We start from the raw sequence: 16,762 nt of genomic DNA, 5'->3' as shown, positions 1-16,762 counted from the left end.
CTGAGAAAGTTAAGTTCTTAGAACCGGTATAAGTGGTTACCGTATTACCACTCGCATCTTTGGCGGTAATCGTAATCGAATTACTCGTTCCAGCTGTTTGAGTAGCCGAACCTGTCACTACTAATTTAGTCGCTGCTCCAGGATTGACTGTCACACTAGAACTAGTAACCGCTGTTCCTGATGCTGGCGTAAAGGTGAAAGTTCCTGATCCTGAAGTTCCCGTATAGATAATTCCATCGGTGGTTAAATTAGCCACACCGCTGGTAAAATCACCCACTTGATTCAGTACATTAGTACCTCCTGAACCTAAACCACTCACTGTTCCTCCCAATGAATTGGTCACTGTCACATTATTCGTCGAAGCATTAAATCCTGTTACTGTATTACCATAGACATCTTGCGCTGTCAAGGTATTCGTGCCTGTAAAGGCGGTGCCATTGATCTGGGGACTCGCTAAGCTTACGGCCAATTTCGTCATCGTTGATGGACTCACCGTTACAATTAAGCGATCGGCTCCTGCTGCGGAAATGGTACCATCAGTAACCGCTACAATAGCAGATTCTGCTTTATACAACTTCATATTGGTGCTTACTGTACCAAGACTAAAACTTAAGATTGTAGGGGAACCAAAAGCAATATCAGTAGCAAAATTATCCGTTACTTTAGGTGTAGTTGTTGGATTGGAGGATGAATTGGCCCCAGAAAAAGTTAATGATTTAGTTCCAGAATAGGTCGTTGCTGTATTTCCACTCGCATCTTTGGCCGTAATTGTAATTGAATTAGATGCTCCTGCGGTTTGTGTAGCCGATCCTGTCACCACTAATTTGGTAGCTGCTCCGGGGCTAATGGTCCTAGTTGAACTCGTTATTGCAGTTCCAGAAGCTGGGGTAAAGGTAAAAGTTCCTGATCCTGAAGTACCCGTGAACTTCAAGCCTAAGCTCGTTAAGTTGGCCACGCCACTAACAAAATCTCCCGCTTGATTCAACACGTTGTTCACTCCTGATCCTAAACCTGTAATCGCTCCTGTCAAACTTGTCGTTACTGTAATACTGTTGCCTGAAGCATCAAAGCTCGTAGCTGTATTGCCATACGCATCTAGAGCTGTTAAGGTATTCGTGCCTGTGAAAGCGGTTCCATTAATCTGCGGACTCGTTAAGCTTACAGCCAATTTCGTCATCGTCGACGGACTCACTGTCACACTCAAAGTACCTCCTGTATTGGAATTGATTGTTCCATCTGTGGCATTCACCGCAGCTACTTCTGCGTTGTACAAGATCATGGTAGCAGCGGCACTACCAGCCGTAAATGAGATATTATGGGGAGATCCAAAATTGGTCCCTCCAAAAGTAGGACTGGTGGATGGATTTGGTGAATTGGCTGCCCCAGAGAAAGTAATATTTTTAGCTCCAGTATATGATGTCGCCGTATTACCACTCGCATCTTTAGCGATAACCGCAAAGACTTCCCCAAGCCCTGCGGTAAGACTGGTAGAACCATCAATGATAAACTTAGTGGCTGCTCCTGCATTGACTGTCACACTTCCACTGGTTACTGCTGTTCCTGAAGCTGGTGTAAAGGTGAAGGTTCCCGCTCCTGAGCTTCCCGTATATTTCAAGCCTAAACTTGTCAAGTTCGCAACTCCACTTGTAAAATCGCCTGCTTGGTTCAATACATTGTTTACTCCTGATCCTAAACCTGTGATCGTACCTGCTAAACTACTAGTAACTGTTACATTATTTGTATTAGCCGCAAAAGAGGTAACGGTATTACCATAGGCATCCTGCGCTGTCAAGGTATTGGTGCCTGTGAATGCTGTGCCGTTAGTCTGTGGACTTGCTAAGCTTACCGCTAATTTACTGTAAGCAGCTTCTGTCACTGTTGCATTCAATGTTCCCCCTGAATTAGAATTAATCGTACCATCACTGGCATTGATAGCAGCTGATTCAGCTTTGTATAAGATTAATGTAGCAGCAGCACTACCAGCAGTAAATGAGATATTATGGGGAGATCCAAAATTGGTCCCTCCAAAAGTAGGAATGGTGGATGGATTTGGTGAATTGGCTGCCCCAGAGAACGTAATATTTTTAGCTCCAGTATACGATATTGCCGTATTTCCACTCGCATCTTGAGCGATAATCGCAACGACTTCACCTAATCCTGCGGTAAAACTGGTAGAACCATCAATGAATAACTTAGTCGCTGCTCCTGGACTGACGGTAATACTAGCACTCGTTACAGCAGTACCTGAAGCTGGTGTAAAGGTGAAAGTGCCTGTTCCTGCCGTTCCAGTAAATACCATTCCCGTACTCGTCAAATTGGCTACACCACTACTGAAACTGACAGCTTGATTGATGATATTATTTAAGCCTGATCCTAAACCTGTAATTGTTCCTGTCAGAGTACTCGTTACTGTTATATTATTCGTATTGGCAGCAAAATTAGTTACCGTATTACCATAGGCATCTTGAGCTGTCAAGGTATTTGTTCCGGTAAAGGGTGAGCCATTCACTTGTGAACCCGATAAACTAACTGCCAATTTGTTGAAACTTGCAAAACCAACAGCAACAGCAAGATTATCTCCACCCGTCGAACTAATTGATCCATCTGTTACCGAAATAGTAGCCGATTCAGCCTTGAATAAAGACATAGGTACAGATGCTGCCTCACCATTAGTGAATGTAATCACCGTGGCAGTTCCAAAATTGATGGCTGCAGCATTTTTATCCGTAACGGTCGGATTCGTCGCAGGACTTAAAGAGACGTTCGCACCAGAAAAAGTCAATGATTTATCCCCTGTATACGAAGTAGCAATATTACCACTCACATCATATGCTCGCAAAGTAATATTTTGGCTCGTTCCAGCTGTTTGGGTACCCGTACCTGTAATAACTAATTTAGTAGCTACTCCAGGATTTACGACAGTAGACCCACTCGTTATGGCTGTTCCAGTAGCAGGAGTAAAAGTAAATGTTCCCGTTCCACTGGTCCCCGTATAAATCATCCCTTGAGCTGTCAAATCAGCAACTCCACTCGTGAAATCTCCTGCTTGATTCAATACATTATTAGCTCCTGATCCCAAGCTACTGACAGTACCTCCTAAGGAATTCGTCACCGTGACATTATTCGTAGATGCATTGAAACTGGTTGCCGTATTTCCATAGACATCCAAAGCGGTTAAGGTATTAGTTCCTGTAAATGCAACCCCATTGGTTTGGGGTGTCGCAATACTGGTGGACAATTTCGTCATGGTAGATGGACTAACGACAACCGATAATCGATCTGCACCTGTGGCGGATAAAGTACCATCAGTTACGGCAATCAAAGCCGTTTCTGCATTATATAATTTCAAGGTAGTAGTGGCAACCCCTGCAGTAAAATTATCAGCGGTAGTTGATCCAAAGGCAATATCCGTTGGAGTACTATTGGCCGCTGTAGGATTAGTTACTGGTGCAGGAGAACTGGTGGCACCGGAATAGGTTAAGTTTTTAGCACCTGTATAGGTTGTAGCGGTGTTTCCGTAAGTATCCTGCGCTGTTATAGTAATCGTCTGACTTCCTCCAGCGGTTTGAGTACCCGTTCCTGTTATTTTAAATTTCGAAACAGTAGCTGTATTTACTGTTAATGTAACTGTTTCAATCACATACCAACCTACTGAACTTTTCAATTCACAATTAAAGACGGTTGATCCGTCATTCGTATCTGTCACTGTTACAGCCGCTTTACCGGTATTACCTCCTGATCCAGCAGTTGTACCTGGGTTGGTACCAGTAATTAATGCGGTACCGCTAGTTGAACTAAATGTAGCGGTGATACCATTGGTATTAGCACTCGCAGTGGTTTTGGCTTGGGCAGTTAAGGTAGTAGTCACTCCTGCTACCACAGGAGAAGTAGTTAATAACAAGGTTGACGCCACCCCAATAGCAGCAGAAAATCCATGTACAATGGTTCCTTCTGCATTATTGGCAAAAGTATAGGCTGTACTTGCAGCCAAGTTGGTGGTGGAATTGGGTAATTCCAATAAATATCCCGCTGTTCCTGATCCACCAGTTAAAAAACCCAACACTGAATTGGCAGGAGTTGCGGCTGTCATGGAATAATTGACAACACCGGCTATAGATGTTACTCCGTTAAAGAATGTTGCGGTAATGGAAGCAGTTACCGCATTCCAAGCATTAGCAATCGTTGTCGTTTGCAATCTTAAGGGTGTATTGGTCGATTTAGCGGCTCCCGTTGTCCAAGTAGTTCCTCCACCAGACGCGGTAGTAGCTGGCCAAGCCTCCAATAAGTATACCCCAGCATCTTCTACAAAGATATCTTTCCCCTCAACTTTGATTTTATTATGATCATTACGTACCAAAACAGTTTCGACGTACCTTTCAGTAACGTCTAATTTCAATACTCGTACAGCAAACAAATCCCCCTCATCACCGGGAGAATCCTCCAAACCATTTATATAATCATCAATAGCGTGTCCGTATTCTTGAAATAACAAAGAAATCAATTGAGTATCCGTGGCATCGGGATACAAAAAGTTCCCCTGCCCTTCTGAATACTCTTTGTTCATATAAATACGTGGACGACCGTCTGGACCAATGGAACTATAACTGGCCATGGCGCCATGCATGTCTTCCCATTTCACAAATTGAATAGGTAAAAACAAACCATTACCTAATACCAAATTTTTCAACGCTAAGGCCTTCTCGTCAAAAGAAGCATCCATCTGCTTGCGCTTTCCAGGAAAGAATTTAAATAATTGATCTCGATAATTTGCTTGGGAGAAAAATGACCTCAAATGAAAATCAACCCCATTTTTTGCTTTCAGAACTCGTTTGCGAGCCAATGAATAATCTAGGCTATCCGCTTGATCCACAAATACCTGCTGTGAAAATGGTATGATAGACGAGCTAGAATAAGAATTAGCTACGGGCGAATAGTTACGCTGGGCAAATAGATCAAATGTATTTATAAACAAAAATAGGCCCAACAAGGCCAGTAAGGTAGATTTACCTTTTAATGAAGTTTTTTCAGAACAAAGTAGAAAAAGAATTTTAGTAATTCTTTGTTGCATAAATTTAATTAATAGAACACAAACACACGCGATGAAGACTTTCCTATATTCTCAATCTCATGCAATTCGGTATAGGCTTGACGAAATAAAAAACTAATTAATAACCGCAATAACTTGATAAAGTTAATAAATAATTTGAGCAGAATATGCAAAAAAAATCAATAACATGTTCTCAATTTTAAATTCCGTTCTTCATATCTTTTAAGTACTCAGAAGGAGTTTTACCTGTATTGTATTTGAACGCTTTAACAAAATTAGATCTAGACAAAAAACCCGATGAATGAGCTAATGCTTCCAAGGTATTTTGCTGTGCTTTCCCTGATTGAATTAGGGTGATGATGTGCTTCACTCTTAACTCATTTTTCCAATCATTGAAACTAACTCCCAAATGATTATTAAAATAGTAAGACAATTGATAATAAGGTATTTTGGTGTCCTCAGCTATCATAGACAGAGAAAAACGACTCCGCAAATAGGGCTCATCCACACAGTATTTAGCTATTTGATGACCAATTTCTTCTAAACGGAAAAAAGGAACTTCATAGGTAGTTGACACCGCCGCCCGCTTCACTGGTGGAGCAAAAGTCGACAATACCATTTCACCCTGTGCCCGAGATGTCATGTGCTTTTTCTTTTTGTACTGTGGACTAAACAATACATAAGGAATAAATAGAATGGACAAATTCTGCAAAGAATATACCCAATATTTAATATCAAAACATATGCGTAACACCATGGGGCTCAACCAATTATGCTTCGAATTCCCAAGCTCTATGTTGTTGATCAATACCAAAAGTGAGGCTGTATTGAGTAAAATGTAGAGTACAATAATCAATGCGATCCATAGTATACTAACTTGATGCGTCACAAAATAATGCTTGATTCGACAACGTCTGTACAAATAAAAACCCGTGTAAAGAAAATACCCAATGGTAAAAATGGGTCTTATCATGGATTGTATGAAAGTGGGAATAAACAAATATTTTGCTTCATACAAGGCCTCAGAGTGCTCCACGATTTTATGAGCCAAAATCAACTTCTCCTCAAAGGAGGAGAATAAATGTGGCAAAATATTAAACAAAAACAATACTGAAACAGCTATGTGCCACCAGTCCTTTTGAACCAATCGCTCCCTACCAATAATCACTTTAACAAATAAGTAGAAAACGGGACCCATCAAAAAATACAGAGGGCTAAAATTGATGGCAAATAAGGAAATCATGAACTCAGAACGAGGCGTACTGGTCACATCATGTACAATTCCAAAAATACTCGTTAATAAATAGAAAGTAGCTAAGAGAATCTTAGCATAAGCTCTTCCCTCCCTGTATATATAGAGTAGAAGAGCGACAACCAATCCTAAAAAAGAGAGATTTAGTATCATGAAAAATTATAGAACACGGAACAGTTTGATATTTTTATAGAACACGGAACAGTCCGTTTATAGAACTACATGACAAATGTAAGAGGAAAATTTTAAATACAAGAACTTTTAAACTATTTTTTGTTCTCAATTTCAAATTAACTACTTAATAATATAACTTTATGGATATTTTATATAATAATTTAAATCAAAATTTACTACTCCCTAAAATACATGAAAAATTAATTTAAACTTAAGTTTACATAATTTCAACAAAAGGACATTCATATTGCATGAATTTGGTCAAAAAAATTCAGAAATTCCTGTCATTTGATACAACGATACTGAATGTATGTTCTCCATTATGACACTTAAAATATGAAGTAATTTTACCTATCCATAGGCCGATCGAATATCCATTTTCAAAGCGCTGAGAATCGCGTATTTGAAATCACGTTGAACAATGGTTCAGAATATCAGATTCTCAGGCAAATAAAAAATGGTCTACAATTAGACAAATTCGAAACCTTATAATTAAATTTTTCAAATAATTAAATTATTAACTAAATAAATAATTATCTAATAATCTTGTATTACTCTATCTAATATTCATTTCCCTAACTGTACCCCGTATCAACAAATCTGCTTCCGTAGCTGCTTGAATTTGCTCCACTCGAACACCTGGCGCTCGTTCAACGAGCAAAAATCCGCCATTAGGTAAAATATCAATAACAGCCAAATCAGTTACGACTCGACAAACACAAGACTTTCCTGTCAAAGGCAAATCACACGTTTTCAATAACTTAGATCGACCATCCTTGTTTTGATGCAACATCGCCACAATGATATTCGGTGCCGAAGCAACTAAATCCATGGCACCGCCCATTCCCTTGACTTGCTTACCCGGTATTTTCCAATTGGCCAAATCCCCGTTTTCAGAAACCTCCATACCCCCTAAAATCGTTACGTCAATATGTGCACCACGAATCATAGCAAAACTATCCACCGAACTAAATAAGGATGCCCCAGGAATCATCGTGATGGTTTGCTTTCCAGCATTAATTAATTCCGGGTCTACTTGATTCTCTTCTGGAAATGGCCCAATACCCAATAATCCATTTTCCGACTGTAATATTACTCGCATCCCCTTAGGAATGTAATTGGCTACCATTGTAGGAATACCAATCCCCAAATTGACATAATCTCCGTCCTTGATTTCTAAGGCCAAACGCTTGGCAATAATTTCCTTTTTAGAATCCAATACTGATAAATGAGACAAATCTTTCGTGGTGGTACGATGTTCAATTCGTTTTTGATAATCCTTACCCTGAAAAATTCGCTGTACATAAATGCCAGGGACATGTATTTCATCGGGTTCTAATGTCCCAATGGGAACTAATTCATCCACCTCAGCAATGGTGATTTTACCCGCCTGTGCCATCATTGGATTGAAATTACGAGCCGTACCATGGAAAATCAAATTCCCTTCAAGATCTCCTTTCCATGCCTTCACGAGGGCAAAATCAGCGAACAATGCCTCTTCCATCAAATATTCTTTTCCTTGAAATGTTCGGATTTCTTTACCTACCGCTACTTCAGTCCCCACCCCTGCTGGAGTAAAAAAAGCGGGTATTCCTGCTCCTGCAGCACGAATTCGCTCAGCTAAAGTCCCCTGCGGCACTAATTTTACCTCCAAATCCCCTGATAAAAGTTGTTCTTCAAACACCTCATTTTCCCCAATAAAAGAGGAGATCATGCATTTGATTTGTTTATTCTTCAATAAAATCCCCAAACCAAAATCATCTACTCCCGCCTCATTGGAAATACAAGTTAAGCCTTTGACTCCCTTTCTACTTAACTCGGTAATGGCATTTTCAGGAATCCCCGCCAAACCAAAACCACCCACCATAATCGTAGCACCCGATGCAACATCATACAATGCTGCTTGTGCATCTTTAAACAATTTATTCTTCATATCTCCTTTTTCAAGCTACAATACTAAAGAAATAAGCTTATGATAAAAATGAAAAAACAAGCATATCCACCCTACATTAGAAGACATTGATCAGGTTTTGTGGTTACAAAATCTGCTTCACGCTGCCAACGCTGTCAAGGTTTAGAACCTTGCCAGCGTTAAACGTTCTTGCGTGAAACGATTTTCAAAGCACATAAATTGTCCAGCAAATTGATAATATAATGGCCTAATAATACCCATAGAAGCCCATATGAATTTTGAGCTTTGGACATATTTTTCTAACTTAAAGTCTTATTACCTATTGCCTCTAAAACCTATATAATGAACCCAGAAAAGGAACCTGGATTAAAAAGAACCTTAAGCCCACTGATGTTGTGGGGACTAGGTGTCGGATACGTCATTTCCGGCATGTATTTTGGATGGAATCTTGGATTAGAAAAAGGTGGTACGCTGGGTCTAGGACTGGCAACTCTTCTCATCATCCTTTTATATACCACATTTACATTTTCTTACACCGAATTAGCCTGCGCGATACCCAAAGCAGGTGGAGGATTTGACTATGCCGGTAGAGCCTTGGGGCCCACTTGGGGTTTTGTGGCGGGCATGGCACAAACCATTGAATTCATCTTCGCACCACCGGCCATTGCTTTTGCTATTGGGGCCTACTTTAATCTGTTTTTTCCTCAAATTCCCATCATTAGTATCGCCATTGCCTCCTATTTTTTATTTACGGCTCTTAATGCCTATGGGGTCAAAGCTGCTGCCATTTTTGAATTAACCATCACCATTCTGGCTGTAGGTGAATTACTACTTTTCGCAGGAATAACTTTACCCGCTTTTGAGTTAAAACACCTGCAAAGCAATCCCCTACCCCATGGCTGGTCTGGATTTTTTGCTGCCATACCTTTTGCCATTTGGTTCTTTTTAGGGATCGAAGGGGTCGCCAATGTGGCTGAAGAGGCCATCAATCCTCAAAAAACGATACTAATTGGATTTGGATCCGCTATTTTGACTTTAGTAATCCTTTGTATGTTAACCTTTTTTAGTTCCATTGGGGTTAATGGCTGGGAATCCATCGTTTATCAAGCAGATGGCTCCTTATCCGACTCACCCCTTCCTTTGGCACTCAAGCATGTGGTGGGTGACAGTAATCTATTGTATCATTTATTAATTTCAGTAGGTCTTTTTGGTTTAATTGCTTCCTTCAATGGCATTATTTTAGCCGCTGGGCGCTCAACCTATGAATTGGGTAAAGTCAAAGCTGCTCCTCCTTTTCTTGGTCGTGTTCATAGCAAATTCCAAACTCCTGCAAATGCCCTACTCGTCAACATGTCACTTGGAATCCTAGCACTTTTGACGGGAAAAACAGCTGAAATAATCACCATTTCAGTGTTTGGAGCCTTAACTCTTTACCTCATTTCCATGGTTTCTATCTTGGTACTTAGACGGAATGAGCCCGAACTCGAAAGACCATTTAAAACACCCTTTTTCCCTTACTTTCCCTGGATTGCGCTGATTATTGCAGCTATTTCCATGATTTCCATGATGTATTATAATCCCGTTCAAGCGGGTATCTATTTTCTGATTTTACTAGGCACCAGTATCATTTATCGATTTTTTGGCCCTAAATTGACCCTCAAACCCTAATTTTCAATTTAGAAAATGACCTCTACCGAATTAAAAAACTACTTATCTGCCCATCCTACCTCGAAAGTAAAAATTGCTTTCACGGATATCGATGGGATTTTGCGTGGCAAATACATTTCCACCGAAAAATTCCTATCCATCCTTGAAAAAGGGACTACATTTTGCGATGTCGTTTTCGGCTGGGATGCGGCGGATGTATTGTACAGTCAAGGCAAAAAAACAGGCTGGCATACAGGTTTCCCTGATACACCGGCTCAATTGGATTTAAGTACTTTCCGACAAATACCTTGGGAAAATAACCTCCCTTTTGTACTAGGTGATTTTCTTGAGCATGACGGAAAACCTTCTACGGTTTGTCCCCGACAATTACTAAAAAAGATGATTGCAGAGGCTCAGGCCTTACATTTTACGCCCATATTTGCCCAAGAATTTGAATGGTTCAATTTTGCTGAAACGCCAGATTCAGCCCAAGAGAAGCATTACAAAAATCTGAAACCCTTAAGTCCAGGTATGTTTGGATATTCCGTTTTGAGAACCACGCTGAATAATCCATTTTTCGATGATTTATTTGAACATCTCAAAGCCTTCCAAGTACCCATCGAAGGTCTACATACCGAAACTGGGCCAGGTACTTATGAAGCCGCAATAGCTCATTCTGGTGCCTTAGAAGCTGCGGATAGAGCTGTTTTATTCAAAACTGCCGTTAAGGAAATTGCTTATAAACATCAAATCATGGCCACTTTTATGGCCAAAATAGATGAAAATTTACCTGGCTGTGGCGGTCACGTTCATCAAAGTCTATGGGATGCCGAAGGTAAAACCAATCTCTTTTACGATGCTCAAGATCCTTACCATTTAAGTAAAACAGCGAAACACTATTTGGCAGGAATCCTTCATTGTTTACCCCATATTTTACCGATGTTTGCCCCGACCATCAATAGCTATAAAAGGCTGGTGGAAGGTGCTTGGGCTCCAACAACGCTGACGTGGGGACTAGACAACAGAACGGTAGCCTTACGTGTGTTAAGTGCTGGAGCCAGCTCGGCCCGCATAGAAACCCGTGTCATTGGTGCGGATGTCAATCCGTATTTGGCCATAGCTGCCTGCTTGGGTGCTGGACTATATGGTATTAAACATGAATTAGACCTACAAGAACCGACCACAGGCAATGGATATTTAGATTATTCCCACGGTAGTATTCCACATACCCTGATTGATGCCACCAAAAATATGCAGCAATCTGAGGTAGCCAATGAGATCTTTGGCAAGGAATTTGTAGAGCACTTTACCATGACAAGAACCTGGGAATGGCAACAGCATTTAAAGTCGGTGACCGACTGGGAATACAAACGTTATTTTGAAATCATTTAATCAAGCCTATATTTTAAACACATGTCTTCATCCATTTTACAGTATAATTTTCCTACCACCATCCGTTTTGGTGCAGGAGCCATCAATGAAGTAGCCGATTATTTACTAAAAAATGATCTCAAAAAGCCTTTGGTGGTCACAGACCCCGTGGTGGCAAGTTTGGATTTTTTCAAATCCTTTATTCAATCACTTGAAAAGAAAAACATCTCGGTAGAAGTCTTTTCTCAAATTCATAAAAACCCGGTAAAATCCGACGTTTATTTAGGTGTAGATTCCTATGATGCCAACCAACGAGATTCCATCATTGGAATTGGTGGTGGTGCAGCCATGGACGTAGCTAGAGCCATGGTTTTGCGAGTAAATCACCGAGAAGATCTATTTAAATACGATGATTTGATTGGTGGGGATATTTTTGTCACCAATGATGTACCTCATTTTATTACGATACCTACCACCGCTGGAACAGGTTCTGAAGTGGGTCGTAGCGCCATCATTGCGGATGATGTTACGCATCAAAAAAAGATTCTTTTTTCTCCCAAATTATTGGCAAAAACCATCTTTGCTGATCCCATGTTGACCATGGATTTGCCGCCAGCCGTGACTGCTGCAACAGGTATGGATGCCTTAACGCATAATTTGGAAGCATATGTGGCAAAAATGTCGCATCCGCTGTGTGAAGGAATCGCATTGGAAGGCATTTCATTGATTGCTAAATCCATGGAAAAGGCAGTCAAAAACCCTGATATCGAATCCAAAAGCAATATGCTCATTGCTTCTTTAATGGGTGCTGTTGCTTTCCAAAAAGGATTGGGTGTGGTTCATTCCTTGGCTCATCCTATGTCTTCTTTATTGGATACCCACCATGGATTAGCCAATGCTGTCAACTTACCCTATGGAATGAAATTTAACATCGCTGGTTTTGAGGAAAAATTCCGTCGCATTGCACGCACCTTGGAAATCAAAGATGAAAGTGGCGAAGGTGTGGTGAATTTCTTATTTGACTTAAATAACCGAATTGGAATCCCACATCAATTACGTGAAGTAGGTGTTAAAGAAGAGCATATAGAGACTTTGGCTGATTTGGCTATTGCCGATTTTGCTCACCCTAATAATCCAAAGCCAGTAAGTAGAGAAGATTTCAAAAACCTATATTTAGAAGCTTTATAAGTCATGAAAATCCGTTTAGGCATCAGTTTCAGTAGTACCAATTTCCAAAATTACCTCCGTTGGTTTGATCCAGAGGTTCATGCTGGAAAAGTAGAACTACTGGAACTGAAAGCTGAATCTAGTACGCTTTCTGATTTTGAATCTTGTGATGGATTTGTCCTCAGTGGTGGTTGTGATATCGATACGGCGCTCTATCAAGGAGAAGCTAATTATCCCCATAAACCTGAGGAATTCGAAACCGAAAGAGATCATTTTGAAGTATCAATTTATTTGTTTGCTAAAGAACATCAAAAACCTCTTTTGGGGATTTGTCGAGGTATGCAATTAGTTCAGGTGGTAGAAGGAGGAAAACTCATTCAAGACTTGGGAGATGAAGCTAATTTGATTCATAAAAAATCAGGCAATACCGACAGAAAACATAGCATCCAAGTTCATGAAGGGAGTCTTTTGGCATCCATTAGTCAGCAATCTTCAGGAGAAGTCAATTCAGCGCATCACCAAGCCATAGATCCCAATCAATTAGGCAACAACCTATTCATATCTGCTTGGTCGACGGATACCCATAGCCCAGAAGCTTTGGAATACCAAAATAAACAAGATCAATCTTTTATGCTCTGCGTGCAATGGCATCCAGAACGTATGGAAGAAAAGGAAAAAAGTCCTTTCTCCGAAAACATTAAACAATCATTTTTAGCCTCGATCAATCATAAGATATGCAAGTTATAAACCCCGCCACCGAACAAGTTATTCAGGAATTAACTGAGGATAACTCAACTACTTTACAACAAAAATTTAATCTATTACAACAAGGTCAAATTGCCTGGGCTGCCAAGACTTTACCTGAGCGAATTGCTGTTATTTTAAAATTTTCTACCCTTTTAGAAGAAAATTTGGAAGAATTAGCCGCTATTTTAAGTTCTGAAGTGGGTAAGCCCCTACAACAATCGCGCAATGAAATCAATGGAGCCAGAGGGCGAATTCAATGGCTTTGTGAACATGCAACAGCCTATTTGAAAGAAGAAATCATGTCGGACGGCTCAGGCATGCAAGAAGAAATCATGTCGGACGGCTCAGGCATGCAAGAAAAAATTGTCTATGAACCCTTAGGTGTCATTTGCAATATTTCTGCTTGGAATTATCCCTATTTGGTGGGAACCAATGTATTTGTTCCTGCGCTTTTAGCAGGTAATGCCGTGATGTATAAACCATCGGAATATGCGAGTTTAACGGGTTTGTCCATTGCGAAATATTTCCATCAAGCAGGTGTTCCTGAGGATGTGTTCCAAATAGCCATTGGCGCAGGGTCTGTAGGTTCCAACTTGTTAGATATGCCATTTAATGGCTATTATTTCACAGGTTCGTACCAAACGGGTCAAAAAATTTATACTCATGTAGCTCCTAAGATGGTCCCTGTTCAATGTGAATTAGGAGGTAAAGATCCATTATATGTAACTGATGAAGTACAAGATATCGCTGGAATTGCCGCAGGAACAGCCGATGGCGCTTTTTATAATAATGGACAAAGTTGCTGTTCGGTAGAACGAATCTATGTGCACGAAAAAGTCTACGATGCCTATGTCGCTGAATTTGTGAAAGAAGTCAAATCTTGGAAAATGGGCGCTCCTACAGAGGATGGCGTTTATTTAGGTCCTCTTTCTAGAAAAGCACAAATTTCTGTCTTGGAAAATCAAGTGAAGCAAGCGGTAGATTTAGGCGCAACAATACTAACTGGAGGAAAAGCGGTTACAGGTACAGGCTATTATTTTGAACCCACCGTTTTAGTGAATGTCAATCACCAAATGGATGTCATGAAAGAAGAATCTTTTGGACCCATCATTGGTATACAAAAAGTAAAAGATGATGCGGAAGCAATAGCCTTGATGAAGGATACCGCTTATGGACTTACCTCATCGGTATACAGTGTCAATGAAAACAGAGCGAATCAAATTTTAGCTCAAATGGATTCAGGTACTGCCTATTGGAATTGCTGCGACCGTGTAAGTGCTGCTTTACCATGGAGTGGTCGTAAACATTCAGGTTTTGGCGCGACCCTTTCGCATCAAGGTATTCGTGCTTTTACCAAGACAAAAAGTTATCATTTGCGACAGCCCTCCTAGCACGGCTTTTGATCTACAAAACCTATGAACCATGAAAACTTTCCTATTAGCTAGCCTACTTGTCACATGTGGCCTTCAAGGCTCATTGTTGGCTCAAAAATCTCGCCTTAATCCATTGGCTTATGAAGAGATTCCTTTGGGACAAATACATCCGACAGGTTGGCTGAAACAGCAAGTGGACATCATGGTTAAAAATTCGACCGGGCATCTGGATGAAAATCATAAGAAGATTAAAACCGATAATGGCTGGTTAGGTGGCAAGGGTGATGATTGGGAGGAAACACCTTATTGGCTAGATGGCGCCTTACCAGCGGCCTATTTAAGTGGAGATTCAGTATTAATTAAAAAGGTACTGAACTATGTCAATTGGACTTTATCTCATCAGCGACCATCTGGCTTCTTTGGACCTTATAGTAAATATGAGAAAGAAACGGGCAAAATGGCGGAAAATGGTGAGCAAGCAGCGGATTGGTGGCCAAGAATGATCATGCTGAAAATATTGCAACAATATTATCAAGTAAGTCTTGATCCTCGGGTTATTCCATTCATGACCCAATATTTTCAATTTCAACTCAAGAATTTAAAAACTACTCCTTTGGTAAAATACACCGAATGGGCACAATCGAGGGGTGGAGATAACCTGATGGTGGTCTATTGGCTATACCGACAAACCAAAGCATCTTTTCTGTTAGAATTAGGTGATTTAATCTATTCTCAAACCACCAATTGGACCGATTTATTAGGTAAAAGAGATTGGGCTATTCAGGCAGCATACCAACAAAACGACCAGCGTTGGATGGACCGACATGCCGTTAATGTGGGAATGGGAATCAAATTACCCGCCATATATTCTCAATCGAAAAAAGACCCTTATTATTTACAAGCCTTAAAAACGGGCTTTCGAGATTTAATGACCTTACATGGCTTACCTCATGGCATGTTTTCTGGCGATGAAGATTTGCATGGAAATGATCCCATTCAGGGAACTGAATTATGCGCCACCACGGAAACCATGTTTTCATTGGAGCAAGTTATATCCATTACAGGGGATACCGAATACATGGATGCCTTAGAACGCATGACATTCAATGCTTTACCTGCCCAAATCACCGAGGATTTTAATGGGAAACAGTACTTTGGTATGGCCAATCAAGTCGAGGTAAAAAGAGGTGTCTATAGTTTTTCTCTACCATTTTGGAGAGGTATGAACAATGTCTACGGACCCTATAGTGGATACACTTGTTGTACCGCCAATATGCACCAAGCTTGGCCAAAATACATGTCCCACTTATGGTATGGCACTCCCGAAGGAGGTTTTGCGGCTTTGGTGTATGGACCCAATAAACTTGAAACTACCTTATCCTCAGGAGTCAAGGTTCGCATTGAAGAAAAGACTAATTATCCTTTTGAGGATCAAATCCAGTTCATCATTCATCCTGCAAAAAAACAATCCTTCCCTTTGGAATTTAGAATTCCATCCTGGTGTGAAGAAGCTCGTATATTCCTTAACGGTCAAGAATTACAAAGAGAAAAGGGAGGGAAAATCGCTAAAATCACTCGATTATGGAATCCTGGCGATCAAATCACCTTGCAATTTCCCACCAAAATCCGAACTCAAAACTGGGGAAAAAATTCGAGATCGGTGGAATACGGTCCACTCATCTTTGCGCTTAAAATTCAGGAAGATTTCCAAAAAAATGTTCATCCCCAAGAAGGTGAGTATGTTGAGGTATTACCTAAAAGCGACTGGAACTATGCGGTTTTGAAAAAATTTGTGGATAAGCCCGCTGAACATGCTGAATTAATTAGAAAGTCTTTCCCGAAGGATTTTCTTTGGAACCAAGCAAGTGCCCCTATGGAAATCGTTTTGGAAGGAAAAAAACTGCCTGATTGGAAGACAAATGCAGGTGTGGCTCACCAACCCATAACCACGCGAAACGGGGATTATTTAGGACCTAGCGAGGAAAAATCAGAAAAAATCACCTTAATTCCTTTTGGATTTACACGATTGAGGATAGTAGCTTTTCCTGTGGTAAAATAAAATTATCAAGCTG

General features: G+C 40.5%; 9 protein-coding genes. 6 read left to right on the top strand and 3 right to left on the bottom strand.

Translation table 11 applies throughout. The annotated features are described in order from the left end of the window. The 3 genes from U0R11_RS04400 to U0R11_RS04390 form a co-directional block, all read right to left on the bottom strand. Window positions 1-5,068, bottom strand: a 5,068-nt coding sequence (locus U0R11_RS04400) for a beta strand repeat-containing protein (RefSeq protein WP_406750039.1), incomplete at its 3' end; no start/stop codon positions are given. Window positions 5,069-5,246: 178 nt separating this feature from the next. After that, the gene (locus tag U0R11_RS04395) at window positions 5,247-6,452 is read right to left on the bottom strand and encodes a helix-turn-helix domain-containing protein (RefSeq protein ID WP_406750037.1); all 1,206 of its coding nucleotides are present in this window, start codon (window positions 6,450-6,452) and stop codon (window positions 5,247-5,249) included. Window positions 6,453-7,029: 577 nt separating this feature from the next. Next, window positions 7,030-8,406, bottom strand: coding sequence for a 3-oxoacid CoA-transferase (locus tag U0R11_RS04390; protein ID WP_406750036.1), 1,377 nt, complete (start codon window positions 8,404-8,406; stop codon window positions 7,030-7,032). Window positions 8,407-8,727: 321 nt separating this feature from the next. Here U0R11_RS04390 and eat point away from each other — a divergent pair, with 321 nt between their 5' ends. Genes eat through U0R11_RS04360 form a run of 6 tightly spaced genes read left to right on the top strand, consistent with a single transcriptional unit; the run spans window position 8,728 to window position 16,749 of the window. Then, window positions 8,728-10,053: an ethanolamine permease gene (eat, locus tag U0R11_RS04385; protein WP_166375211.1), complete on the top strand. Its 1,326-nt coding sequence runs from the start codon at window positions 8,728-8,730 to the stop codon at window positions 10,051-10,053. Between the two features lie 15 nt (window positions 10,054-10,068). Further along, window positions 10,069-11,424 (top strand): glutamine synthetase family protein, encoded by a 1,356-nt coding sequence (locus tag U0R11_RS04380; RefSeq protein WP_406750034.1) that lies wholly within the window; start codon window positions 10,069-10,071, stop codon window positions 11,422-11,424. 21 nt (window positions 11,425-11,445) lie between these two features. After that, entirely contained in the window at window positions 11,446-12,591 is a 1,146-nt protein-coding gene (locus U0R11_RS04375) for an iron-containing alcohol dehydrogenase (RefSeq protein ID WP_406750032.1), read from the top strand. 3 nt (window positions 12,592-12,594) lie between these two features. After that, complete coding sequence (locus U0R11_RS04370; RefSeq protein ID WP_406750030.1) at window positions 12,595-13,317, top strand: gamma-glutamyl-gamma-aminobutyrate hydrolase family protein; 723 nt, start codon at window positions 12,595-12,597, stop codon at window positions 13,315-13,317. Further along, entirely contained in the window at window positions 13,305-14,708 is a 1,404-nt protein-coding gene (locus U0R11_RS04365) for an aldehyde dehydrogenase family protein (protein WP_406750028.1), read from the top strand. The genes U0R11_RS04370 and U0R11_RS04365 overlap by 13 nt, the downstream gene beginning before the upstream one ends. Before the next feature lie 31 nt (window positions 14,709-14,739). Continuing rightward, on the top strand, window positions 14,740-16,749 hold the full coding sequence (locus U0R11_RS04360; protein ID WP_406750026.1) for a beta-L-arabinofuranosidase domain-containing protein: 2,010 nt from the start codon (window positions 14,740-14,742) through the stop codon (window positions 16,747-16,749). Window positions 16,750-16,762: the final 13 nt, after the last annotated feature.

Source organism: Aquirufa salirivi, assembly GCF_045310485.1.
GTDB lineage: Bacteria > Bacteroidota > Bacteroidia > Cytophagales > Spirosomataceae > Aquirufa > Aquirufa salirivi.
Note: the sequence above shows the minus strand (reverse complement) of the source record. Positions and strands in the feature narration are given on the sequence as shown.